Annotated in this window: 21 protein-coding genes and 1 tRNA gene; 16 read left to right on the plus strand and 6 right to left on the minus strand. The window is 45.1% G+C overall.

Annotated elements, in window-relative coordinates; all coding sequences use genetic code 11:
* Positions 1-19 precede the first annotated feature (19 nt).
* Both VCHENC03_RS21835 and VCHENC03_RS21830 read left to right on the plus strand, forming a co-directional pair.
* Complete coding sequence (locus VCHENC03_RS21835) at positions 20-865, plus strand: enoyl-CoA hydratase-related protein (protein ID WP_009704661.1); 846 nt, start codon at positions 20-22, stop codon at positions 863-865.
* The gene (locus tag VCHENC03_RS21830) at positions 862-1,758 is read left to right on the plus strand and encodes a hydroxymethylglutaryl-CoA lyase (protein ID WP_009704662.1); all 897 of its coding nucleotides are present in this window, start codon (positions 862-864) and stop codon (positions 1,756-1,758) included. Before VCHENC03_RS21835 ends, VCHENC03_RS21830 begins: the two co-directional genes overlap by 4 nt.
* Here VCHENC03_RS21830 and VCHENC03_RS21825 read toward each other — a convergent pair.
* Entirely contained in the window at positions 1,755-2,306 is a 552-nt protein-coding gene (locus VCHENC03_RS21825) for a DUF2301 domain-containing membrane protein (protein ID WP_009704663.1), read from the minus strand. The genes VCHENC03_RS21830 and VCHENC03_RS21825 overlap by 4 nt on opposite strands.
* A gap of 74 nt (positions 2,307-2,380) precedes the next feature.
* Positions 2,381-3,259, minus strand: a complete 879-nt coding sequence (locus VCHENC03_RS21820) for a DMT family transporter (protein ID WP_005440674.1) — start codon at positions 3,257-3,259, stop codon at positions 2,381-2,383.
* 343 nt (positions 3,260-3,602) lie between these two features.
* Here VCHENC03_RS21820 and VCHENC03_RS27705 point away from each other — a divergent pair, with 343 nt between their 5' ends.
* The 5 genes from VCHENC03_RS27705 to VCHENC03_RS21800 all read left to right on the plus strand — a co-directional run bounded on the left by VCHENC03_RS27705 (position 3,603) and on the right by VCHENC03_RS21800 (position 8,713).
* Positions 3,603-3,773 carry a hypothetical protein gene (locus tag VCHENC03_RS27705; RefSeq protein WP_009704664.1) on the plus strand — a complete coding sequence of 57 codons (171 nt, stop codon included), beginning with the start codon at positions 3,603-3,605 and terminating at the stop codon, positions 3,771-3,773.
* Between the two features lie 386 nt (positions 3,774-4,159).
* Positions 4,160-4,522 (plus strand): c-type cytochrome, encoded by a 363-nt coding sequence (locus VCHENC03_RS21815; protein WP_009704665.1) that lies wholly within the window; start codon positions 4,160-4,162, stop codon positions 4,520-4,522.
* A 15-nt stretch (positions 4,523-4,537) separates the two neighbouring features.
* A complete protein-coding gene (gene ccoN, locus VCHENC03_RS21810; RefSeq protein WP_005440667.1) occupies positions 4,538-5,947 on the plus strand; it encodes a cytochrome-c oxidase, cbb3-type subunit I in 1,410 nt (469 codons plus the stop codon).
* A 1-nt stretch (position 5,948) separates the two neighbouring features.
* Positions 5,949-6,560: a cbb3-type cytochrome c oxidase subunit II gene (locus tag VCHENC03_RS21805; RefSeq protein ID WP_009704666.1), complete on the plus strand. Its 612-nt coding sequence runs from the start codon at positions 5,949-5,951 to the stop codon at positions 6,558-6,560.
* Positions 6,557-8,713, plus strand: a complete 2,157-nt coding sequence (locus tag VCHENC03_RS21800) for a c-type cytochrome (protein ID WP_009704667.1) — start codon at positions 6,557-6,559, stop codon at positions 8,711-8,713. Before VCHENC03_RS21805 ends, VCHENC03_RS21800 begins: the two co-directional genes overlap by 4 nt.
* A gap of 95 nt (positions 8,714-8,808) precedes the next feature.
* Here VCHENC03_RS21800 and VCHENC03_RS21795 read toward each other — a convergent pair whose 3' ends face one another.
* Positions 8,809-10,002, minus strand: a complete 1,194-nt coding sequence (locus tag VCHENC03_RS21795; RefSeq protein WP_005440661.1) for an acetate/propionate family kinase — start codon at positions 10,000-10,002, stop codon at positions 8,809-8,811.
* 363 nt (positions 10,003-10,365) lie between these two features.
* Here VCHENC03_RS21795 and VCHENC03_RS21790 point away from each other — a divergent pair, with 363 nt between their 5' ends.
* Positions 10,366-11,904: a putative bifunctional diguanylate cyclase/phosphodiesterase gene (locus VCHENC03_RS21790; RefSeq protein WP_009704668.1), complete on the plus strand. Its 1,539-nt coding sequence runs from the start codon at positions 10,366-10,368 to the stop codon at positions 11,902-11,904.
* 50 nt (positions 11,905-11,954) lie between these two features.
* On the opposite strand, the gene VCHENC03_RS21785 is transcribed toward VCHENC03_RS21790, so the two are convergent.
* Positions 11,955-13,889, minus strand: a complete 1,935-nt coding sequence (locus VCHENC03_RS21785) for a DEAD/DEAH box helicase (protein WP_009704669.1) — start codon at positions 13,887-13,889, stop codon at positions 11,955-11,957.
* A gap of 380 nt (positions 13,890-14,269) precedes the next feature.
* Here VCHENC03_RS21785 and rnb point away from each other — a divergent pair, with 380 nt between their 5' ends.
* Entirely contained in the window at positions 14,270-16,273 is a 2,004-nt protein-coding gene (gene rnb, locus VCHENC03_RS21780; RefSeq protein WP_009704670.1) for an exoribonuclease II, read from the plus strand.
* Between the two features lie 72 nt (positions 16,274-16,345).
* Positions 16,346-17,140, plus strand: coding sequence for an AraC family transcriptional regulator (locus VCHENC03_RS21775; RefSeq protein ID WP_009704671.1), 795 nt, complete (start codon positions 16,346-16,348; stop codon positions 17,138-17,140).
* 38 nt (positions 17,141-17,178) lie between these two features.
* Here VCHENC03_RS21775 and VCHENC03_RS21770 read toward each other — a convergent pair whose 3' ends face one another.
* Positions 17,179-17,535, minus strand: coding sequence for a DUF3024 domain-containing protein (locus VCHENC03_RS21770; protein ID WP_009704672.1), 357 nt, complete (start codon positions 17,533-17,535; stop codon positions 17,179-17,181).
* A 299-nt stretch (positions 17,536-17,834) separates the two neighbouring features.
* Between VCHENC03_RS21770 and VCHENC03_RS21765 the strand changes: the two genes are divergently transcribed.
* Entirely contained in the window at positions 17,835-18,662 is an 828-nt protein-coding gene (locus VCHENC03_RS21765; RefSeq protein WP_009704673.1) for a phosphate ABC transporter substrate-binding protein, read from the plus strand.
* Between the two features lie 64 nt (positions 18,663-18,726).
* Here VCHENC03_RS21765 and VCHENC03_RS21760 read toward each other — a convergent pair whose 3' ends face one another.
* The gene (locus VCHENC03_RS21760) at positions 18,727-19,407 is read right to left on the minus strand and encodes a MaoC family dehydratase (protein WP_005440645.1); all 681 of its coding nucleotides are present in this window, start codon (positions 19,405-19,407) and stop codon (positions 18,727-18,729) included.
* A gap of 330 nt (positions 19,408-19,737) precedes the next feature.
* On the opposite strand from VCHENC03_RS21760, the gene VCHENC03_RS21755 reads away from it, so the two are divergent.
* From VCHENC03_RS21755 to VCHENC03_RS21735, 5 genes are all read left to right on the plus strand, one after another.
* Positions 19,738-19,828, plus strand: a tRNA-Ser gene (locus VCHENC03_RS21755).
* Positions 19,829-19,912: 84 nt separating this feature from the next.
* Positions 19,913-21,175 (plus strand): tyrosine-type recombinase/integrase, encoded by a 1,263-nt coding sequence (locus VCHENC03_RS21750; RefSeq protein WP_009704674.1) that lies wholly within the window; start codon positions 19,913-19,915, stop codon positions 21,173-21,175.
* Positions 21,176-21,365: 190 nt separating this feature from the next.
* Complete coding sequence (locus tag VCHENC03_RS21745) at positions 21,366-22,517, plus strand: hypothetical protein (RefSeq protein ID WP_009704675.1); 1,152 nt, start codon at positions 21,366-21,368, stop codon at positions 22,515-22,517.
* A gap of 290 nt (positions 22,518-22,807) precedes the next feature.
* The gene (locus VCHENC03_RS21740) at positions 22,808-23,968 is read left to right on the plus strand and encodes a tyrosine-type recombinase/integrase (RefSeq protein WP_232310312.1); all 1,161 of its coding nucleotides are present in this window, start codon (positions 22,808-22,810) and stop codon (positions 23,966-23,968) included.
* Between the two features lie 217 nt (positions 23,969-24,185).
* Positions 24,186-25,676 (plus strand): hypothetical protein, encoded by a 1,491-nt coding sequence (locus VCHENC03_RS21735; protein ID WP_009704677.1) that lies wholly within the window; start codon positions 24,186-24,188, stop codon positions 25,674-25,676.
* The last annotated feature ends 11 nt before the right edge of the window (positions 25,677-25,687 follow it).

Below are 25,687 nucleotides of genomic sequence, written 5' to 3' on the forward strand. Positions count from 1 at the left end.
AGAGAAGAAAGGACGTCACATGCAGGATCATCAACCGAGTATCATCCCCAATACCCAACGACAAGATGAAGTACTTTGGAACGTCGATGAATTCGGCGTCGCAACGCTTACGCTCAATCGCACAGAGAAGCACAATGCGTTTGATGCTTGCATGATTGATCTGCTGATCCACAGGCTGGATTACCTCGCTTTGCGTACCGATGTTCGATGCTTGGTGCTTCGAGGAAACGGCAAACATTTCTCCTCTGGGGCTGATTTGAATTGGATGAAATCCATGGCAAGTAGCACCAGAAAGCAAAACCTAGAAGACGCGCAGAACCTTGCGCGTCTAATGCATACATTGGACGCTTTCCCTCAGCCTACTATTGCGGTTGTGCAAGGTTCCGCTTTTGGTGGCGCATTGGGCTTGATCTGTTGCTGTGATATCGCAATCGCAGCGGAGAATGCGAACTTCTGCTTGAGTGAAGTCAAACTGGGACTGGTTCCAGCAACCATCTCTCCTTATGTCATGCGAGCAATGGGCAACCGACAAGCTCGTCGTTACATACTCAGCGCGGAAGTGATTAACGCAGACAAAGCAGAAAAGTTTGGCATTGTGCATGAGGTTCATAAGCTGGATAAAATCGAAGCCGTAGTAGAAAGCTTGATTGATTCTTTGCTGCTCAATAGCCCAGATGCGATGCGAAAAGCCAAAGCGTTATGCCATCAATGCCACCAAAATCCGATTGATGGTCAGCTTATTCAATACACGAGCCAGCTTATCGCAGACATTCGCGTATCGCCGCAAGGACAAGATGGCTTGCAAGCCTTTCTAGAGAAACGAGAACCGGGTTGGATAAACAAGCCAGCTAAGGGCAAGAAATGAATTTGCCAAACAAGGTAAACATTGTCGAAGTAGGTGCGAGAGACGGTCTGCAAAACGAATCACCGGTGTCCACGCAAGCCAAGATCCGCTTAATCGACCTGCTCTCGGATACAGGACTTACCCATATTGAAGCAGGATCTTTTGTCTCGCCTAAATGGGTACCTCAAATGGCGGATTCACTCGATGTGATGAAGAAAATCACCCGCCGCCACAACGTCATCTACTCAGCACTAACGCCTAATGTGCAAGGCTTTGAGAAAGCATTGGAAGCCGGCGCTACCCAAGTAGCCATCTTCACCTCCTCATCGGAGGGCTTTTGCCAACACAACATCAATTGCTCGATTGCAGATAGTCTTACCCGCTTTGAACCGGTAATGGAATTAGCAGCAAAGCATAACATTCCCGTTCGGGGTTACTTATCTTGCGTGGCAGATTGCCCGTACGATGGACCAACCAAGCCCGAGCAAGTCGCAAGAGTCGCCAACCTGCTGATGGAATTAGGCTGCTATGAGGTTTCACTTGGAGACACCATAGGTACAGGCACGCCGATACGCATCGCTAAAATGTTAGAAGCCGTGCAAGTAAAAGTCCCAACCAATAAGCTCGCGGTGCATTTTCACGACACATGGGGACAAGCGTTGGCGAATATCTACCAAGCCTTAACGATGGGCATCAATACCATCGATAGCAGTGTGGCAGGGCTTGGGGGCTGCCCTTACGCTCATGGCGCTTCAGGTAATGTTGCTACCGAAGATGTGCTCTACCTTTGCCAAGGCTTAGGAATCGAGACAGGAGTAGATTTGGAGTTGCTCGCCAAAGCAGGATGGATGATCAGCGAAGAATTAAACCTCCAGCCGACCTCAAAAGTCTCGCTGGCGTTAAAGCAGCGTTAGATCTCGTAATTCGCTTTGATACCGATATCAAAATGCAGCGGCATACGCCACTTAGCAAAAGACAGAAAGCCCATGACTAATCCAGCCAACAACATAGTAATGGCAGCAAGTATTGGAAGGTTAAACCATAACGCAAACGTTGCGACAGCGAGAAACGCAGGCACCATCTTTAAGCCTGGCACTTTAAAGCAAAAAGACTCTTTAAGCGCAATGCCCGAAAAGGTCACAAAGATAAAGCCAAGCCCTAACCAAGTGCGCTGAAACTCCAAGTCACTCACCATCAATACCAAGCCAATCCAAGACGCCCAACTGATCACGGCACGTACGTGTTTGCTGTAAACGTGAACGTTCGCGGCAGACAACGCACCGGCCATACAAAGCGCAATGACTGAGGTTTGGTAAACCAACGGTGAACTAGAAATTGCATCAGAGATAAGAATCGAAAAAACAAGCAGCGCCATTGCAAACAAAGTAATACCAAAGCGATACAAGCACACGCTGATTTTATCGAGTGAATCCAGCGTCTCTTGATGTTCTGTGTTTGCCATGGAAAGCATCCTGCCTAAAAATGAAAAGGAATAAAAAGCCAACGAGGGTGAAATCGCTGGCTCTATAAACTTAATTACGCCCGTTTTGGAAAGCGGAGTTTACCGCCAGTTCGGTAGATCACCAAAGAGAATAAGATAAGCGCACAACCGACGAGTTTATTAGAGGTCAGTACTTCGCCATACCAAATCACACTCAGAATTACAGTCCACACGGGTTCAAGGATCATAATCAGTGCAGCGTTACCCGCTTGGACAAACTTCTGCCCCATGGTTTGCATCACGTAACGTAGACTGGTTGCCAAAAGCGTGCTCAACGCAAACCAAATCCAAATTGATGTGCTTACCTCTGTTGGCACCGTTTCGACCAAAGATGAAATCAGCAAACCAATCAAGCCCGTGACAAAAAGCTGGATACACGTTAGCAACAACACAGGCAATTTTTGCGAATACTTGCTGTTTACGTTGAAGTGCAAAGCGAGCATCAAAGCCGCGCCCAAGAACCAAAGTTGGCTGCTAGATTGTTGCCAACCACCAGCCAAAGACAAACATCCTAGGCCAAGAATCGCGATCGGTAGTGACACCCAAAATATTCGCTGAGGTCTTTGACGAAACATAATCCACGCGACAATGGGTACGAACAGCATTGAAAGGCTCATGATGAATGCGCCCTCACCCAGCGTGTCACTGATTGAAATCGCGTAGATCCAACACATCAGTGCGCCACCTAAAAGCACACCCACACCTGCCGCGGCAAAAATATCTTTCTTATTGGCAGCACGAAGCGGTTTGATACACAGGGGCAGCAAACACAGTGAAGCGATGGTGAATCGCAGACCGATAAACCCGAATGGTGGAAGACCTTGAATGGTTTCTTTGGAGAAGATCCACCCTAATGCCGCGATCATCGTAGTAGCGACGAGCACGAATGCAGCTTTGCGTTCTGAGTTAAACATAATTACTCACAAAAAAGACCCTGCGAGGGATTCGTCAGGGGTTTATTTATCATTGATTTTAATGCGTGATAGCTAGTTATATTTGCATCGCAAATGCTGACAGGATGTGTAATTAGATTGGAAGAAGTTAACGTTTGCGAAACGCTCACAGTATACATTGTGACATGCTTCTCATCGAGTAAATTGCTGTGAAATCCCTTCATTATTTTTGTCGTTTATGTGGTTAACGAAAACGCTCACAATCAGGTTTTAGCTCAAATAATATACGGAATAACCTCATCATCTGTTGGTGTTCAAAATGCTAAAATCGAAACACAGTAGAACAGACGACAGGAGGTGCTTTATGAGACACTCAACCGTACTCTTTTTCATTCTGATCGCCCTACTAATTCTCGCGCCAATGGTGCTTGGTTCGTTGTTTAATCTTGTCTCTTCATTACGCATCGGAAGCATCGAGGCTGACCCAATTTCTATCACTCATATCTACGACATGATGATGTACCGTGGACGTTAGTTTGTTTTTATAACTCTCTCTTTCACAACCGCTCTTGCCTCAAATCATGAGCGGTTTTCAATTTCACGCCTTCTTTCCAAAACCGCCGCTTAACGCTTCTAATTGAATAAAACTCACCACTTTTGACATGTGTATCGCTAAGCGATTCTTTTCACTTTAGTTTTATTGAGATTGATTTTGTCCAATCCACAAGCCTCACTCGTATTAGTAATTAAAGTCACAACTAAATCGGCTCGTACGTAGCGATATTGCCAGTACCTGCTTACTCTTTAACCTACAACTATAAAAAATACGCCAGTGCATTCACGCCACCAATAACAGTGAAAATCTGGAATATCAGCGCCCAAGTTAGTGAAACACGCATTCAAATTACTAGGGAACCAGTGATGAGATTAAAGAACACCCAACACATGAGCGCAGCTTTAAGGACGGCTCTCGTCGCCGCTGTGTGCTTCTCTCCCCTCACCTTTGCTGCAGAAGGTGATGAGCAATTCGAAGTCGGCAAAGAAAAAGCGAAAGTTTGTATGACTTGTCATGGTGTCGATGGCATATCGACCATTGATGCGTACCCAAACTTACGCGGGCAGAACAAAACCTATCTGATTTCTTCCCTCAAGGATTACAAAGCAAGGGAGAGGACCAGTGGTCTCGCGGTGCTAATGCAACAACAAGCCGACGCCCTTTCTGATCAAGACATTGAAGACATTGCCCACTATTACTCTCAGCTAGGCAAAGAAGCTCAACCTTAAACGAGGAGCGTTCTTATGGAACAAGCAGCAACTCAATACAACACCAAAGTTGTGAAGTATTTTGTGTTGGCATCGTTAGTTTGGGCTATCGTCGGGATGATCATTGGTGTGATCCTCGCGGCACAGTTGTATTGGCCAGTACTCAACTTCGATTCTCAATACTTCCAATTCGGTCGACTCAGACCGCTACACACTTCCGGCGTGATATACGGCTTTGTAGTCAACATTTTGATGGGTACCTCTCTCTACATCGCTCAACGCACCGGACGCTGTAATCTCTTTAACCAAAGCTTATCTTGGATGGTGTTCTGGGGTTGGCAACTGGTACTCTTTTTGGCGTTAATCAGTTTGCCCGCAGGCTACACCACATCAAAAGAGTACGCTGAGTTAGAGTGGCCGATCGACCTGTTGATCGTCTTAGTCTGGGTGCTCTACGCCGTGTTGTTCTTTGGCACGATTGCGAAGAGAAAAGTTGACCATATCTTTGTTGCCAACTGGTTCTTCGCCGCCTTTATCATTGTGATTGCGATGATCTTCATCGTGAACAACCTTGCCATGCCCGTCTCTTTGATGAAGTCCTATTCTGTCTTCGCTGGAGCGCAAGACGCCATTGTACAATGGTGGTGGGGTCACAACGCCGTGGGCTTCTTACTTACCGCTGGTGTGATTGGTATGAACTATTACTTCATACCAAAAGCCGCTGACCGTCCTATTTACTCTTACCGTTTATCTGTCATCCACTTTTGGGGCTTGGTTGGTTTTTACACATGGGCTGGTACCCACCATTTAGTTTATTCATCGGTACCTATTTGGGTGCAAAACATCGGCATCATCATGTCACTCATTCTTTGGCTTCCATCTTGGGCTGGCGCTTTCAACAGTGCGATGACGCTGCTTCAAAACAAAGAGAAGCTCAAGTCTGACTACATTTGCCTGTTCTTCTTCTCGGCCATTCTTTACTACTGCTTGGCCACATTTGAAGGGCCTCTACTGGCGATTCGTTGGTTCAATATGCTCGCTCACAACACAGAATGGGTCATCGGCCACGTTCATTCCGGTGCTTTAGGTTGGGTAGGCATGTCTGGCATAGCGGTGTTCTACTACTTCATCCCTCGTTTATGGAACAAAACCGAGTTGTGGTCGAAGCGTTTGATCAAATGGCATTTCTGGCTCGCGCATGCTGGTGTTGCGATTTACGCCATCGCACTGTGGGTTGCTGGCATTGGCGAAGGCTACATGTGGCTAACTCAGAACGAGAATGGCGAACTGGTTTACAGCTTTATTGAAGCCATGAACTTTAAAGCACCATGGTTGTTCCTACGGTTCTTTGGGGGCGCACTCTTTGTACTTGGCTTATTCCTGATGGCATTCAACTTGTACAAAACCGTGCGTTCTCCATCGGTGTTAGTGGCAAAGGAGGCATAAGATGAGCAAAGACTTTACTCACTCAGTGGTCATCTTGATCATCACCACGGTGGTTGTGGCCTCCTTCTCACTCGCGGTTTGGGTTGTGCCGAATATTCTTCGCACCGACGATATCGCCAAAGGCAGCTTGGCCAAGCCTTTGACCGCCATTGAGCTTGCGGGTCGCGATATCTACATCAGTGAAGGGTGTCATGTCTGCCACACGCAGATGGTTCGTCCTCTAGAGCCTGAAACCAAACGTAATGGTCGTGCAAACAAAGAATCAGATGACATTTATGAATTCCCTAACCTATGGGGTTCAAAACGCACAGGTCCGGACTTGACCAACCTTGGCCGTAAATACTCTGACCAATGGCATGTATTACACCTCATCGATCCTCGTCAGGTCATTCCAACGTCCATAATGCCGGCCTACCCTTGGCTGTTCGAACAAACACTCTCGGGCGATGCAATTGGCGACAAGATGGAGACACTACGCATATTAGGGGTTCCATACACAGACCAAGAAATTTCCGATGCGCGCTTACAAGTTCGCGGTAAAACCAAAGGCGAAGCGCTGATCCGCTATCTTCAAAGCCTTGGTCAAGATACAGCACAGGAGGTGGCACCATGAGCACATTCTGGAACTGGTGGGCCGTTGCCTGCACAATAGTCTTCTTTGTTCTGATGGTGGGCGTTATCGTCAAGTATTGGCGAAGTAACCACAAAGCAGACCAAGACCACACCATCGCCTCTTTTGATGGGATCGATGAAAAGGACGCGCCACCACCTAAGCTCCTCTTCATTAGTTACGCTGTCGCGTTTTTGCTCTCCGCAGGCTATTTGGTTCTGTATCCAGGGCTTGGTGAGTGGAAAGGCTTGGCGAATTATGACCAAGCGGACGACAAACTTAGCTCGCCATCAACCACACTCGATCAGCAATTCAGCCAAGTAACCGACACCTCTTTGGCGGCACTTGCGCAAGATGCCGACATTGTCCGTAGCGGTCGTATGTTATTTCAAACCCATTGCGCAGCCTGCCATAGAGATAATGCACAAGGTCAAAAACACTTCCCTAACCTTATCGACAAAGAATGGATGTACGGCGGAGATGATGAGGCCATCATTCATTCCATCGCAAAAGGCCGTAACGGTGCTATGCCCGGCTGGGTTGAGGTGATGAGAAAAGACGAAGTGGACAAGATTTCTTACTATCTTGCGTCGCTCAATCAACGCCACAGCAACGTACCTGAAGTGAAGATCGAATTGGGTAAAAACCTATTCGCTCAATACTGTTCTTCTTGTCACGGCGATGGCTCACTTGCCAATCAACAAACTGGTGTTCCTGATTTGTCAGACAGTGTATGGCTTCATGGCGGCAGTATTGAAGAGATTCAACACACCATCAATTACGGTTTGAACAACTTGATGCCAGCGTTTGAAAACCAACTCTCAGAACACGAAATCCTCGCGATTGGTGCCTACATCCGCAAAGCCGGCGAAGAGGAAGAGCAGAAACTTGCAGCACTTAACGCTCAATCTGTCGAGCGTGGTGAATATCTGGCACACGCGGGGGACTGCGTGGCTTGTCACAGTGCTGAAGGTGGCGAACCTTTTGCCGGCGGCCTACCGTTTGTTACACCATTTGGCACCATCTATTCGACCAATATTACGCCTCACGCCAGTGAAGGGATTGGTGAATACGATTACGACAACTTCCGTGATGCTCTAGTACACGGTAAAGGCAAACATGGTTACTTGTACCCGGCGATGCCTTACACCTCTTATCAATACCTCACGGAACAAGATATGACGGATTTGTGGGAGTTCATGCAGTCTATCCCTGCCGTGGCGCGTCGTAACGATGAAAACCACATGATGTTCCCATCAAACATTCGCCTTGGTCTCCTTGGCTGGAACATTGTCTTTATGGACACCGACCCTATCGACTACAGCCTACCTTCAGAGCTTGAGGGTACGGTGGATGATGTAGAGAAGTGGCAGAAAGGCAAATACTGGGTTGCTGGCTTAGGACACTGCTCAGAGTGCCATACGCCGCGTAATATTGCGCAAGCATTGATTCCTGAGCGCATCTTCCAAGGTAACTTGATAGACGGCTGGAATGCACCTGACATTACGTCTACGGAGCTGTACGTGGGCGGTTGGGATGAAAAGACACTGACCGACTTCTTGCACACAGGTCATTCAGACAAAGGCACTGCTTTTGCTGGGATGGCTGACGTGGTCAAAAACAGTTTGAGTTTAATGACTCGCGAAGACGTTGAGTCTATGTCCTACTATCTGCTCAATGGGGACATAAACAACTTCATTGCCGCAGATGCAGTTCCTTTGGAGCCTAAAGGGTTTGATGAAGCGGCTTACCAAGAGCCAATCTATGCCACCTACAAGCAAACATGTGGAGCATGCCATGGTAACGATGGTAAAGGACGAGATCCGATAGCACCAACGCTCTTGAACAACGGCATAATCATGCACAGCGACCCGTTCAACACTATCGCGGTAACCGTACGTGGCTTACAACCTACTTACATTGACCCGGAACGTAACTTCATGCCAATGGCAAGCTTTGAGGACATCCTCTCTGACGCTCGATTGGCAGAGTTGATTACCTTTGTGCGCAAACACCTTGGTGACCAGCAAACACCAGTCACAGCTGCTGACGTTCGTGATGTGAGGGAAACCTTGGAAGAAGCGGGTTACGCAGGCGGTCTACACACCACACCGGAAATGTACGACAGACGCGACAACAACATACACATCAAGTAACACACCACCGAAAGAACGTGTTGTTTCGCTTAACATAAAAAAAGCCCTTTCCAACCGGAAAGGGCTTTGACTTAGTTCCCAAAATTTTTGCCGTTTTACAGCAGTTCCACCGACTGTTGAGCGATAACCCACTCTTCATTGGTAGGAATAACTAGCGCTTTCGCACCAAGCAACTCAGATGTAGCAACAACACCTGCGTTACCAAATCGAGCGTCTTCGTTACCTTTTACATCTTCAACGAAACCTAGAAGTTTAAGGTTCTTCAGGATTTCACTACGGATTGGCATTGAGTTTTCGCCGATGCCGCCTGTGAAGATGATGCCGTCGAATGAATCAAGAGCAGCAAGGTAAGACGCAATGTATTTAGACACACGGTATGTAAATACTTGGAATGCTAGAGTTGCACCTTCGTGACCCTCTTCCATCGCTTCCAAAATACCGCGTGCATCGCTTGTTAGGCCAGAAACACCTAAGAAGCCAGAAGCTTTGTTCAAAGAGTTGAACACTTTCTCTTGAGACCAACCTTTCTTAAGAAGGTACTCAATGATGCCTGGGTCAAGGTCACCACAACGTGTGCCCATCATTAGGCCAGACAGTGGCGTGAAGCCCATTGATGTATCAACAGACTCGCCGTTGTTAATTGCACAAACAGAAGCACCATTACCTAAGTGAACAGAAATGAAGCTAGATTCTTCCACTGGCTTGTTAATCATCTTCGCAGCTTCACGGCTTACGAAGTAGTGGCTAGTACCGTGGAAACCGTAACGACGTACGCCGAAATCAGTGTAAAGTTCTTTCGCGATAGCACCAGTGAATGCGCGTTGAGGCATTGTTTGGTGGAATGCAGTGTCAAATACAGCAAACTGAGGAAGGCTTGGAAACGCTTCGATAGCAGCGCGAATACCGATAGCACCTGCAGGGTTATGTAGTGGAGCAAGATCTGCAAGTTTTTCGATTTCAGCGGTTACTTCTTCAGTAATGCGAACAGTTTGTGTGAACTTCTCACCACCGTGAACGATACGGTGACCTACAGCCACGATGTCTTGAGCCAGACCTAACTCTTCGGTTAAACCTACCAGCTTACCAATAGCGATCTTGTGATGGCTATCGTCGCCTTCGATTGCGACTTCCTTTTTCTCACCGTTGAATTTCCAGCTCATACGAGCGTCTGATAGACCAAAGCATTCGCCCAGACCACTTAGCACAGCATCGCCAGATTGAGAGTCGATTACTGCAAATTTTAGTGATGAGCTACCAGAGTTGATCACCAGTACAAACGAATTAGACATGAAATAGTTTCCTGTTGTGGAGCAGAGGTTGTAATTGCGCTTCCGCGCTGCGTACTTCTTGTTTGTGCCTTCTATTATTCAATAATTTTTTAATCTTTCAACTATCTTTTAGTAATAGTTTTTTAGTTGAACATTTTTTGTTGATCTATGACAAGTTTGGATTTTATTTGAAGACTAAAAAATATCTCTTATTACAACAAATGTATGAATAGTCATATTTGTACAAAACCTAAAGTATGAGCTACGTTGTTTAATGAGAATGAAAAACTAACAAACCTATCAATAGGTCGGGATAATAACGTGCCCACATTTGCCTTTGTATTGGTCATCATAGGTCTAATTTTGCTCTGCTGGGGATGGCAGATGACAAAAAGTATTTGCTCGAAGACAGACGTTCCGGGTTGGATCGTGTTGTTAATTTTAATCACCGGGTTCATATTTGCCTACGCGGCCTTTCTTCATGAGATCATCAACAAACCTGTTGCTTCGCTACTAGAGACAGGATTGGCGCTACTGCTATTTGGTGGGAGCGTTTTTGTTGTGCTCGTTATCAAATGGAGTAACGATTCAATAAATGAGCTACACAAGGTCGCAGAGCGAGAGAAACACAATGCTGTTCATGACTCTCTTACCGGACTCCCAAATCGAAAGTTCTGCTTTGAACAAATTGATGACCGCATCCAAGAAGGCGCCCCCTTCTCTGTTATTCTTTTTGATGTGGTCAATTTCAAACAGATCAACGATGCGATGGGCCATTTCAGTGGTGACCTACTGCTGATTCAAATCGGGCAAAGACTTCAAACAGAATTGACCGGAGACGACGAAATTTTTAGAGTGGGCGGCGACGAGTTCGTGATTCTCACTTCTTGTGCGGAACACAGCGCAGGCTCAAACCTCGTCGGACGACTAGACAACGCAATGTCTCAGCGTTTCAATCTCGGTGAATTTCAAGTCTCTTCTCGTGTCGTTTTTGGCATCAGTACATTTCCTTTTGATGCGGACTCAAACGATCTTCTTATTAAGTGTGCAGATATCGCGATGTACCACGCCAAACGCAATGGACATTTGATGGCGTTTTACAATGAAGACATGAACGTTGGTGCTAAATACCAACTCGAAATCTCATCACGTATTCAATGTGCTTTAGAAAAAGAAGAGTTTCAGCTTTATTACCAACCTTTGATTGATGCTCACACCAACCTTGCAGTCGGCTTTGAAGCGGTAATTCGATGGCGTGATGGCAACGGAAAAAACATCTCACCGAATGACTTCATCCCAATTGCAGAACGCAGTAATCAAGTACACAACATCACAATGTGGGTGCTGGATCAAGTCGAGAGAGATCTATTGAGCCTTATCGAACAGGGTATTCGCTTGCCTGTACACGTAAACCTATCGGCCAAAGATTTATCCTCAAATTTACTTTTCGCTAGGCTCGATAGGATGCTTAGCGAAAATCCTAACTTTGCAAATCTCATTAGTCTCGAGATCACAGAAACGATGGCGATTGATCGCGTGCTAGAGCTCAACCCGCTTATCAATCAAATCAAAGGGCTGGGCATCAAAATTAGCTTAGATGATTTTGGCACCGGTTATTCTTCCCTCTCCCTATTGCGAGACTTGCCTGTCGACCAAATCAAAATCGACCGCTCCTTTTTGAGTACCGCAAGCAAAACTGAAGGCACTCGCTCTATTGTCGAAAACACCATAGCGCTCGCTCACGGCCTTGGTTACTCAGTGGTTGCAGAAGGCGTTCAAGACATGGATACACTTCACTTCTTACGCAGTCGAGGCTGTGACATCATCCAAGGCTATCTATTCTGCCCTGCTCTACCGCTAAACGAAGTCATCAGCTGGGTGAACAATCACGACGAAGAACAACATCGAATTCGACGCGCATAAAAAAACCGAGCACTTGGCTCGGTTTTTAAATTCACTTAATGGTTAAGCAATTATGCGTCTTGCGTGCGACGACCACGGCCGTGACCACGTTCACCACGGTGCGCACCACGGTGATCACCACCACGGTTGCGATCGAAGCGACGTTCGCCACCTTCACGGTTACCATCACGATTGCCATCGCGGTTACCACGGAAGCCACCTTCGCGACGACCGCCTTCACGACGCTCACCACCACGGTTGCCGCCTTCGCGGTTGCCACGGTAACCGCCGCCATCACGACGACCACCATCGCGACGACCACCGTCACGGCGACCACCACGAGACTCGCGGAAGTCATCGAAGTCACATACTACAGCACCAACATCTTGTTGACGGATACGTAGCTTGCTTAGCTTGTTCGCAGCATCTGAAGTCATTGCTTTAGGTAGCTGAACGAATGTGTGACCTTGCGCTAGCTTGATCGCACCGATAGAACCTTTACCAAGACCTAGTTCGTTTGCTAGAGCGCCAACGATGTCTTTAACTTGAACACCTTGCTCACGACCAACTTGAAGCTGGTAAGTATCCCAATCTTGAGTGTTGAAGCTACGGCCGCCTTCACGACCACCTTCACGGCGCTCTTTACGACGTTGCTTATCACGCTCAATCGCTTCAACCATTGGGTCTTCGCCAATGTAGAATAGAGGACGTTTACCTTGCTGACGCTTAAGAAGCATTGCAGCAAGCATCGCTGGGTTGATCTCTAGAGAAGTTTGTAGTTTCTCTACTAGCTCAGCGAATTTGTCTAGTGACTTGTGCTCTTTCTCAGCTTCCAGTTCAGCTGCTAGCTTGCTTAGACGAGCTTCAGCAACTTGGTCACGTAGAGGAAGTTGGATTTCTTCCATAGATGACTTAGTTACGCGCTCGATAGTGCGAAGCATACGGATTTGGTTAGTGCGAACTAGAAGGATCGCTTTACCTTTACGTCCAGCACGGCCAGTACGACCGATACGGTGGATGTAAGACTCAACATCGAATGGGATGTCGTAGTTAAATACGTGAGTAATACGTGGAACGTCTAGACCACGAGCAACAACGTCAGTTGCAACTAGGATGTCGATAACACCTTGTTTGATGTGATCAACAGTACGCTCACGTAGAGACTGAGGAATATCGCCGTGCAGTGCAGCAGCTTTAAAGCCACGTGCAGATAGCCAATCAGCTAGACGCTCAGTGTCTTGACGAGTACGTACGAATACGATTGACGCGTCAGTTTCTTCAGTTTCAAGAAGACGAGACATCGCTTCATCTTTCTCTACGCCCTTCACTACCCAGAACTGCTGTTGAACTTTGTCTACAGTGTGGTTCTTACCAGCAACGTCAACTGTTACAGGCTCACGTAGGAAGCGCTCAACAATGTTTTTCAGCATTGGAGGCATAGTTGCAGAGAATAGAACGCGTTGAGCTGATTCAGGAGCGTGCTCCATGATCGCAGTTACGTCGTCCACGAAACCCATGTTTAGCATTTCGTCCGCTTCATCAAGTACGAAAGTATTTACTTCGTCAAGATGTAGACGTTCACGGTTGATAAGGTCTTGAACACGGCCAGGAGTACCAACAACAACGTGTGCACCGTTTTTAAGAGCACGCATTTGATCAACGATAGATGCACCACCGTAGATTTCTAGAACTTTAAGACCCTTGATGTTTTTACCAAGGTTTTTCATTTCAGCCGCAACCTGGATCGCTAGCTCACGAGTTGGAGCAAGAACGATTGCTTGTGGTTTACGTTGATCAAGATCTAGCTTGTTTAGAAGAGGCAGAGAGAATGCTGCCGTTTTACCTGTACCCGTTTGTGCCTTGCCCAGCGCGTCAGCACCTTCCAATAGGTGTGGGATTGCCGCAGCCTGAATTGGAGTTGGTGACACGAAACCCATTCCGTCTAGAGCAGAAAGGATAGAATCATTCAGAGATAAATCGCTGAATTGAATAACAGAATCTTGCATTGGGATCCTACTTAATTAAACAAAAAAACAGTCCCATATGCTCTTCCAATTCGATACTGATCCATCCAGTTACTAAATCCATTCAGACAGGAATTAGCACAGTACACAACCGCGATAAGCCATTAGGGACGACTAAGGGAGGCGGATTATTCCTTAAATGCATAAAAAAAGCTAGAAAAAATTGAATTACATCACAATTTATTCTCACTAATGGTATTATTCGCATAAATTTCCACCTCTCCCCCGATTCTCCGGAGAGAAAAGCACCAACAAGCTGTTCAATTCATCAATAATTCACAGCGAATTTGTGTGCTTTAGGTAGTAATAATAGTGCGCAATGATTATAGTGTGCCCAATTCCATTGGTAAGTTAAAAAAAAGATGTTTCAAGATAATCCGCTATTAGCTCAGCTTAAGCAGCAAATCCAAGAAAACCTGCCTAAAAAAGAAGGCTCAATCAAAGCAACTGATAAAGGCTTTGGCTTCCTGGAAGTGGACAGTAAAACCAGCTTCTTCATCCCACCAGCGTACATGAAAAAGTGCATGCACGGCGACAAAGTAGTTGCCATTATCCGCACAGAAAACGAACGCGAAGTCGCAGAACCACAAGAGCTGCTAGAACAAGCCGTAACTCGCTTTATTGGCCGAGTAAAAATGTTCAAAGGCAAGCTAAACGTAGCACCTGATCACCCGCAGCTGAAAAAGCTTTCTCTTAAAGCGAAATTAAAGAAAGGTCTAAAACCTGATGAATTCGCAGAAGGTGACTGGGTTGTCGCGCATCTAATTCGCCACCCACTTAAAGGCGATAACTCTTTCTTTGTAGAAATTTCAGAGAAGATTACCGATTCAAACGACAAGATTGCACCTTGGTGGGTAACGCTTGCTCAAAATGATCTACCAAACTCTGAGCCAGCAGGCATCGAGAACTGGGAACTGAAAGACGACGCGGATCTAGAACGCGTAGACATGACACATGTTCCTTTCGTGACTATCGATGGTGAATCAACCAAAGATATGGACGATGCACTGTACGCGAAGAAAACTGAATCTGGCGATTTCGAGCTAACTATCGCAATCGCAGACCCAACAGCGTACATCACACCTGAAGACGATATGGATAAAGTCGCTCGCGAACGTGGCTACACTATCTACCTACCAGGTCGTAACATCCCAATGCTGCCTCGCGATCTAGCAGATAACCTATGTTCTCTGATTGAAGGCGAAGTCCGCCCTGCTATCTGCTGTACCGTAACAGTAAGTAAAGATGGCGTGATTGGTGATGACATCAACTTCTTTGCAGCAAACATCAAATCACACGCTCGTCTAGCATACGACAACGTATCTGATTGGCTAGAAAACGGCAGCTCGGATAAATGGCAACCATCAGAAGAGATTGCGACGATTGTACGCGACCTATTCGACTTCTCTCGCGCTCGTGCTGAATGGCGTGAGAAGAACGCAGTTGTGTTCCCAGATCGTCCTGACTACCGTTTCGAACTAAGCGAAGACAACGATGTGGTAGCGATCCACGCTGACATGCGTCGTAGTGCAAACCGCCTAGTTGAAGAGTCGATGATCACGGCAAACATCTGTGCAGGTCGTACTCTGCGTGAAAAGTTCGAGACTGGCGTATTTAACACACATGCAGGCCTAAAAGCAGAGAAGATCGAAGAAGTGGTTGAACTGGTTAACCCAGAAGGCACACTAGTTTTCACTGCCGAATCTATCGCAACACTAGAAGGCTTTGCCGCACTTCGCCGCTGGCTAGGTGAGCAAGAGACGTCATACTTAGACAACCGTATTCGTAAGTTCCAAACGTACAGTGAAGTAGGTAATCAACCTCTTCCTCATTACGCTATGGGTCTTGATATCTACGCGACTTGGACTTCACCAATTCGTAAATACGGCGACATGATCAACCACCGCATGCTGAAGGCAGTTATTTTGAACAAAGAACCTGTTCAAAAACCAGATGATGAAGTGGGCGAAGAACTGGCTCTGCACCGCAAACATCACAAAATTGCCGAGCGAAACGTGTCTGATTGGCTATATGCACGCACTCTAGCGGACGAGCCAAACAAGAAAACGTGTTTCACAGGTGAGATTTTCGATATTAATCGTGCTGGTGCACGTGTCCGACTTCTCGAAAATGGCGCAGCAGCCTTTATTCCTGGTAGCTTGATTCTTGATAATAAAGAAAGAATTGAGTGTAACGGCGACAACGGTACCATTTCTATCGACAAAGAAGTGGTATACAAGTTAGGTGACACATTGGAAATCGTTCTAGCAGACGTGAACCAAGAGATCCGCAGCATCGTTGCAAAGCCGACCCAGGTATTCGCTGATAAACCAGCACCACAAACAGAAGAAACTGTGAGTGAGTAATACCGATTGAAGTTTAAAGGCGCTCAAATGAGCGCCTTTTTTGTATGTCATACAAGAAAGATAAGAACGAATATGCCGAACATTGAGATCATTCGCTTTAATCACTTCACTGCTCGCAAAAGTGAACGCTACACCGCTACACACAACGGCCTATACGTTGTTGAAGAAGGCTCACTCGTTATCAATCAGCCTAGTGGTGAACAAATTGAACTAAACGCAGGAGACTTTACGCTTTATAACTCCGCAGATTTGCGCAGTGCTGAAGCCAAACCAGGCAATTTCAAAGCGCTCGCACTCGTCTTTGATATTGGTTTGTTTAGCGAGTTTAAATCTGTGCATCCTAATGTGCAGTCAGAGACAGAAGAACGCCGCTTCTACCCTTTCTCTTCTGAAAGCCAATCATCAATTGCACAGCTTAAAGACACGTTAATTGAGTTAGCGGACAATAAAGCGCCCCAGTATGCTCAAGGTCATATTGCCCTTGCCCTACTCTCATTAATGGTCGAAGTGCAGCCGGACATTCTGTCAATCATTGATGATGCAAGCAGCCTAACCGCCTCTCAGAAGGCAATTAAGTACATCGAAAAGAACATCGAGAAAGACATCACCTTAGAAGCCTTAGCCACGCACATGAGTATGTCTATCGCGACGTTAAAACGTAGACTAGCAGCGGAAAACCTCTCGTTTTCTCACATTTTGAAGGTGAAACGTATTAACCACGCTGCGACACAACTGCGCGTATCGCAGAAATCGATCACCCAGATTGCATTTGAATCAGGCTTTAAGAGTGCAGCCCACTTTAGTACAGCATTTAAATCGATTTACAGCATTACGCCAAAAGAGTTTCGTAGCCAAATCGCAAAGTAACGCTTAGCACGTTACGCATCAGCAGGTTGAGAAATCTTTTAATCCCAGAAACACGCTTGAGGGTCGCTTTCTAATTCGGCGAGAAGCACCTCAAGCGTTTCACTACTCGGTAGCTTTTCATAAGGTACCCAGACCAATTCTTCTTCACGATAGATCGGCACATAAAAGCACCAAAGCTGAGTTTTAGCATCAAATAGGATTTTAGCGATGGGAGATGTGTATTCACTGTGTTGTGAATCAAGTAAGAAGTGCGCATGATAAAGCTCGACACCGTTCTCTATAGGCTCGTATAAGCACTTCCCTAGCGCTTCGACTGGCAAATTGACATTGCGCCTAGCGCAGAGCGTTTGAACCAACTTGTGCAAGCGACTGGTCGCCATTTGAGACACGGACATGAGCGTACTCCTGATATGTTGTTCTTAGTATATACCCAAGTGCCTGAGAGAGGCAGAAATCACCTTCGGGGCATGCGCCCGCTCAAACCTAGAATAGCATCCCATTTGATGCCGAAAAGCTAACTACGTCACCTCTTTCGCTTCAAATCAGCAAAACCCACCCACCCGATATTATTGATAGTTATCAACATAAAGCGAGCGCAATCGATCATTCGCTATGGATATCAATCTGCATTCACAAAAGTGTAACCTGAACGAAATATGATGAGCGCTGCTATATACCGTATATGGAGTTAAATATGTTACGTCTTTCTGTGGCGACCTTACTGGCCATGGCTCTGTCCCTTCCTTCTGCTATGGCAAAAGAAGTCAATATTTCGGGTTCTACCTCTGTTGCACGCGTAATGGATGTATTGGCTGAAGAGTATAATAAAACGCACCCTGATGATTACATTGCCGTTCAGGGTATTGGCTCAAGCGCAGGCATCACGATGGTGAACAAAGGCGTGGTTGAGATTGGCATGAGCTCGCGCTACCTAACGGAAAGCGAGAAAGGCGAAGACCTCAACGTATTCCCTATCGCTTATGATGGTCTTGCCGTTGTTGTTAACCGCACTAACTCTGTAGCCAACCTTTCGGAACAACAACTGTTTGATATCTACAAAGGTAAAGTCGACAACTGGAAACAAGTTGGCGGCAACGATCAACCTATCGCCGTGGTAACACGTGAAGCTTCTTCTGGCTCTCGTTACAGCTTTGAAAGTTTGCTAGGTCTTACCAAGATCATCAACAACCGCTTGGTTTCAGACATTAACCCAAACAACCTTGTGGTAAACAGCAACAGCATGGTGAAAACCATTGTTAACCATAACCCACATGCGATTGGCTTCATCTCGGTTGGCTCTGTTGATCGATCAATAAAAGCCATTCAGTTTGAAGGCACGGAACCAACGGCAAGCAACATCGCTAACCACAAGTACAAATTGGCGCGTCCATTCTTGGTTTTGTACAAAGTCGATGGTTTAGATAAAGCCGGTAAAGACTTCGTGAAGTTCCTGAAATCGGAACAAGGTCAAAAAGCGATTGCAGATTACGGCTACACACCAGTAAAAAGTTTTAATCAATAAACCGCAGACATAAAAAAAGAGAGCCAAATTCGGCTCTCTTTTTTGTTTGAATCTTAGAATGCAATTAGAAGTGCAATTGAATCACTGAAACAACCACAGCGCCTGGTCGACGAATGCCTTCAATTTCTACTTTGATTTCACGCTCAATCTCAAGACCTTTCTTGATTGGCGTGATTTTAGTTAGTGTGCTCGATGCACGTACATTGTTGCCTGCTTTCACTGGGTACGGGAAACGTACTTGGTTCAGACCTAGGTTCACCACCAATTTCGCTGTTGGGAACATTGGATTTTCTGGATCAACAGAATCGGTCAACTTAGGCAGAAGCGCCAACGTAAGGAAACCATGAGCAATCGTAGTCTTAAATGGAGACTCTGTTGAAGCACGCTCTGGATCAGTATGAATCCATTGCATATCTTCAGTTACCGAACCAAATTGGTTGATACGCTCTTGAGATACATGAACCCAATCACCCACGTGGATCACTTCGCCTACTTTCTCGCTTAGCTCATCAAATAGAACTTGCGCTTCAGGTTTTAGGACAATTGGATCTGGTTGAGAAATGACTTCCTCATTCACAGCAGGTTGTTGGTGATCACGTACTTTAGAAAAAAGAAAGCTGCTTTGTGCTCGACCTAAAAAGTCACCCCAATAATCGCGTAGCGTTGGAGACATCCAATTCATAAACTCTGATTGGTGAGCGGAAATCGCACCAACTTTGTCTTTAAATAGATTCGTGACTTTCATAAAAACCCTTCGATAAATTCAAGCACAACTGGCTATACCAGTTAATTTTGAATTAACTCACACTATGTTGCAAATACTTTCGGGCGAACACATGTATACTCAAAGTCATTTACTTCTTACTTTTCATAAAGATAGCAATAAAACACTATTTTATTAAGTAACCACAACATAAAGTAAATACTCTACAAAATACTGTAACAACTGTCCTTTTTGATGCCCTTTCGCACTAATCCTCTCTATGGATGTGACCACAAAACAAGCAAACAGTTCTTTTTCATTAAAACAATGCTTTACAACGTTTCTACCTCACCCTATTATACGTCCCGCAACGGAGAGATGGCTGAGTGGTTGAAAGCACCGGTCTTGAAAACCGGCATACGTTAATAGCGTATCTAGGGTTCAAATCCCTATCTCTCCGCCACATTTAAAGATTAAACCGCTGTTTTTACAGCGGTTTTTTCGTTTTTATAACTCAAAAGTCGACAAATACAAGAGGATGATACAGATGTATTTGTTTCGACAACCCAATAGCGTGTACTACACACGCGTTGCAATCCCGACTTCCCTTCAAAAAAACGGTTTTCCTAAGGAAATTCGCTTATCCCTAGCCACGCGTGATCGCCGTATGGCTTACAAACGCAACCTTGACCAGACAAAAGTAATTTTCGAGCTTTTCGAGTTAGCACAGACAAAGTTTTTACCCTTTCCAGATTTTAAGCAAAAGCTTAATGCTGAGATTAACAAGCTTAGAGTCTCTTTTAATAAACAAACAGGTGATGGTGACTCAACATGTCGTCTGCTCTCGGAAACGTATGAGCCCAAGCCAAATAAACAGATACCATCCATCACTAATGATGTTCTTGATCGTTTTATTGAATCTAAGCGCCTAGAAAAAGTCACTAACCTCACTCTTAAGCAGTTAAAGCAGCGTAATGGGGATTTTTTAAAGTTTGTAGAGCAACAGGAAGGAACGAGTATCACCAGTAGCGTTGCTATGGCTTATCGAGATAAGCTCTTAGGTCGAGGATTAAGCCATAAGACTTTAAGGGACTATCTCGCGGCCATCAAACAATTCATGAACTGGTGTGTCGTGCAAGAGCTGATAGCCACCAACCCATTTGCACATGTAAAGCTACCCTCCCAAAACACCTCGTCTCATTCCCAGCGCCTACGCTGGGGCGAAAAGGAGCTAACACGCCTGCTTTCCAGCCGTGCTTTTCAAGAGCAGGATTCATCCTTCCAATGGGCCACTAAAGTCATGATGTTGCATGGCTGCCGTCCTTCGGAAGCTTGCCAACTTCGAGTAGCTGATATCCACATAGATGGCCCGATACCAACCATCTCTTTTACCGACAACGGAGAGCAGCAACACCTGAAAAATGCATCTTCTAAACGGAAAGTTCCAATCCATAAAGAGTTAATAAAAATGGGCTTTCTCGAATATGTGAAATCTCGGCAAGATAAAAAACAAATGCAGCTCTTTGATTTTACCCCTCGGGGTAAGGATTCCGATTGGTCAAAGGATTTCAGAGACAGCATGGGTGACGTTCTGACTGCTTGTGGGTTTAAAGCAGGTAGTCGCCCCACTGCATACTCTTTCCGACACACATTCGTCGATGAGCTAAAGCAAGCCAATATTGAGGAACATGTAGTAGCTCAAATCGTAGGGCATAAAAATACCAGCATGACTTACGGACACTACGGTAAGCAACTTCCAGCAGAGAAGCTGATGCATGCTGTTAATGCATTTACGCTTAATCCGTTTTAAATTTCTTGCACTGAAAATTTAGAACGGATTACAATGAGCGCGGATGACATACATGGGTTGCTGGCGATACCTACCTCTGTCCGTACTCAATTTAACTTAATTTAAAGTCTTTGTGCTGAAACCCTAGTGCCAAAGCAAGCTTTTAGTAAACGCCAGCCATTTGCTTGTTTTGCACGTTGGAGAGACAGCTATGCGTTTACGCAACAAATCGACTTACACTAAGTTAACCAACGCCTTCAATGAACACCTGCGACGCAATTTAGAGTTAAGTATTCCCTTCAGAAAACGGGATGACATGCTCGCGCACATTTTGTTTAATCTCAGCCCTAATGAAGTCCACCAAAGGTTAAGTCGAAATAAAGATGTATTGGTGGATTGGAAGCAAGAAAGTGACACCGTTTTAGAGGCTCGCTTTCAAAATACCATCTGGCCTCGCGTTATGAAAACATTCCAAGGCTACCAGCTTTCCGAATCGCAACTTATTGAGTTGATGGCAAGCACTATCAAACCTGCTTTACTCGACTTAGAGCCGTCCATGGTCTCAATGAGCTTTCAAAACGCCCTTGGGATTGAGTTTGTTTTGGTCACAGATGAAAAGGAAACGAAGGCATCAACAGGACATCACCTGTTAAAGTGGCACTTACCATCACGAGACAATGTAATCGTGCCGAATAGTTGGACAGGACTCGATAATATGCGTCTTTACACTCCCAGCAGTGTTAAAGAGCGTTATTCTGCTTTTGATAAACAGACCTTTGAGATCATGTCACTTTCATGTAACGAGGTTCTAATTGATGCTTATCGGCATGCACCTAAACTGAATAGTCAGTACTCTTCCCTTTATAACGAACTTCATCAATTGCGTGACTGTCATCTTTTGCTCTTGTTTGTACATGAGCATTATCGACTTGCAGAGATAATGACGCAGAGTATTGTTGATCACTATGAAAACGAGTGCCGTTTTGAAAAAAAAGGAGAATCAGGTATTGGTGACGATATTAGTTGGTTTTCTGAGCTTCAAGCGATTAATTTCTCGCTCTACAGCTTGTGGAATATCGTTGAAGAAGAGTATGAGGAGTTTGCTTATAAGAACCACATACCAACCAGGAACGATTACGTTGATGAGCTATATCTGCTGATAATGCAGTACCTGTTTGAAACGGGTTTGGTAAATCAACAAAATAAAGAGCTGTGTGATGACGTTACGCTGACCTATGCAGTGAATGATGCCGTGAAGAACTCAGTATCCAGTTTGCATCACCAGTTAACAAGAGGAGTTCGTTTGCTGACTCATGGTAATCCTAGCAATTTTCTACTTAGTTTAATCCCAGAAGTGAATTAAATAGCCAGAGTTGCAGCGACAAGTTTACAAAACCTATGTCGCTGCTCCTTTATCATCGGTGCAATTAGCCTTTCGGGAACATCAGTCCGCTCAATGGCATTTAGTACTGCCGACGGTTAATCAATTCGACTCAATTAGGTTCAATGAGAGGAAGGCAGTCAGTTTTCCTCTTTTTTTTAAAAAAATTCAAATTCTCAACTGATTGATTAAGAACGAAAGTGCTCTGGTTTTATAATAAGTAACTAATAATATTAGTATTTTTAGTATAGATTTTCTAATTTCGCCTAGATATGATGCTCTCAAATAGAAGAGCAGCAGAAGCTGTCAAGTTGAGAAAAATGGAAAATGGGAACACAAAAACACTAGAACAATACATTAAAAGCTACATGAAAAGCTTCCAGTTTTTGGCTGCTGAATCGACATTCAAATCTGACAACTGTAAAGCAAACCGATTGATAGATTCTTATGGTCAGATACCCATTCAGGATTTCTGCCATAGCGACATTCTCGACATTATAGATGACCTGCATGAATGCTACGCCAACAAAACTATCAATGCATTCCTGACTATATTAAGAGCAACATTTGCCATTGCAAAGCGTGATGGTGCTATTGATACCGATCCTATGGCTGGGATCAAGACTCTGAAGAACGGTAAGAGTAAACCTTATCCTTTTACTAAAGCTGAATTGAAAAAACTGCACAACACAGCATCGTTGTGCGAAAGCGGTAAAAATGCCGCTGAGCTTAACGTGTTAACAGGTTTACGTATCAGTGAAATTCTTGCGATTGGCTGGGAAGATATCGATTTCGAGAAGCGTAAGCTATATGTACGACGAGCCAGAGTTCTGACCAACTACAAAACACCGAAAAATCCAGAATCTGTCCGCACTGTTGAGCTCAATACATTAGCCATAAGCATTCTGAAACAACAATTAAAGATTACAGGTAAAAAGCCAGCGCTGAATGTTTCTGTTGTGCAGGAAGATAATAAAACACGTACTCAAGAGCACGTTCGATTTGTTTTCTACAACAGCAAAAATGACGCACCGTTTCTTAACGCCGCGCAATATAACAAAGCATTTTTTAAAGGGTTTCTTGAAGACGCAGGTGTAGACCATCGAGGTGCTGGTCAACTACGGCACACATTCGCTAGTCAAAACCTAACCGCAGGGATTTCGAAAGACTGGATTGCAATGCAAATGGGTCATACTGACACTGCGATGATCGATAAGCACTATGGCGAATGGATCACTGACGATTCCCCCGATTATGCGAATGCATCTGCGAAACACCTCGCAGGAACGTTTGGACAGTCGTTACCTGCTGATGAAACAGAGGTATCTGGAGAGGTCATAATTCAGAACGATGAAATGGCGTTGGTCAAAATCCTTCAAACTAAACCTGAGCTTCTCGCTGCGGTCAAAATGCTTGTTGGGAGCCAATCATGATAGCTTCCTCAACGATTGGCATTTGTGGTGTCAGCCTTGGCAGTTTCACTGCCAAGAATGGCACCATTGGTGCCAAAGTCATTCACTTAAAAAGTGAGATGACTAAGCAACCCGCTGCGCTCCCGTCACACTTTTGCTGCGCAAAAGATGAACGTGAGCTGCGGGCAAGAGATGGCTCTCTTGACTCTCTGCCATACTCACCCCTTCGGAGTTGAGTATGAAGGAAATTCGATTCTTTTATCGACGCTTTAACTTCACGTCAAAACCTGGTGATAGAGTTAAATGCGAACACTCGCTTGCCCATTCATTGCGTATTGCTCCACCAACAGCCGCTAATAAAACTAAGAAGTTGGAGTGGAATGAGGAGCTTGCAGATTCCAACTTGATCTGGCTTGGTTCAAACATTTTGCCTTTGAACTCAGTGTCTGAAGAGGAGCGTCTGGAGCTGCTATATCAATTCGCACCAGAGCCTAAAATTCGTAATCAGTCCAAACTGCAAACTCAGCAGCGGCAATATCGCCTCAAAATTAAGAAAGCTATAGAGAGTGAAACGAACAAAGGTAACGTCGATGCTGCTAAGTTTTTGCAAGATGTCTTAAATACAAAAGGTCATGTTTCGTACTCTCGCATAGAGCAGTTTAAAAAGCTTCCAATGCAAAGGAAAGGTCAACGCATCAAAATGCTCGAAACGTATTTGAACGCATACAACCAATTACAACAGCGACCTGCCGCTAATCATGTCTTTCTGCAAGAAGGCATCTTTAAAGTTCCGCATCGGTGGGATGTTGGCACTGATGTTATCAGCGTTGAGGAATACATACTCTTTACGCAAAAATTTTTGGACGACCATTTCCCTGACTATCCTGTTCGCGCAATCATTGCGCATGACGATGAGCGTAGCATCGAAGTAACTACTGGAGCACATACTCACTATTTTATATCGGGGCAAAATAACCAGACAGGTAAATATGACTTAAGGAAGACTCAGATTAGAGTAGTTAATGAGTACATCAGTTCTAGTTTTCCCGATGAGGAGTTGCTACCTGATGATGGGAAACTAAGCAGAAAATTAACCAAAAAATTCGGCCACTACTTTCAATGCATGGTATTGGATTACGCGAACGAGCACTTGTTTAAAAGTAAAGAGCTAAGAGCAGACTTTGCACCTGAAACGGAGCAGAAGTCAGAGCTTCGCAAGAAAATGGACAGAGAAGCAAGCCTACCCAAATCTGAACGTAGCCATAATCATTACACTCATCAATTAGAGCTTGCTCAAGCAAAGATTCAATCGGCAGAGCAACAGTATGACAAGTTGCTAGAAAATACCCAGTCACTAGAAGGGCAGTTTGAAAAGTTACTTGATGAAGTCACTGAAGTACAAATTAATCTCAGCGAGCTGCAAGTTGAAAAAGATACTGTAATGACAGAAGTATCGGAGCTTCAGGCTCAAAAGTCGCGTCTATCTCAGCTAACGAAAGAATTAACAGAAGCTATCATGCCAAAGTTGGTCAGTGTGTTTAAGAAAGTACTGCTTGCTCTCAATGCTCGTGACCAAAAAATGGCAACAAAACAGATTGAGTATCTTGATTCCGCTTTCAGTGCCGCGTTGGAGCTTCCTCCTTCGGTAGCACAAGGGATTAACAGAGAAATTAAGGCTATTAAAAAGGCCAATACTACAATTGAAGCCGAAGCTTCAATGGATAAGTAAGTTAGTTCACG

It is taken from the genome of Vibrio sp. HENC-03, from assembly GCF_000305755.2.
In the GTDB taxonomy this organism is placed as follows: Bacteria; Pseudomonadota; Gammaproteobacteria; order Enterobacterales; family Vibrionaceae; genus Vibrio; species Vibrio owensii.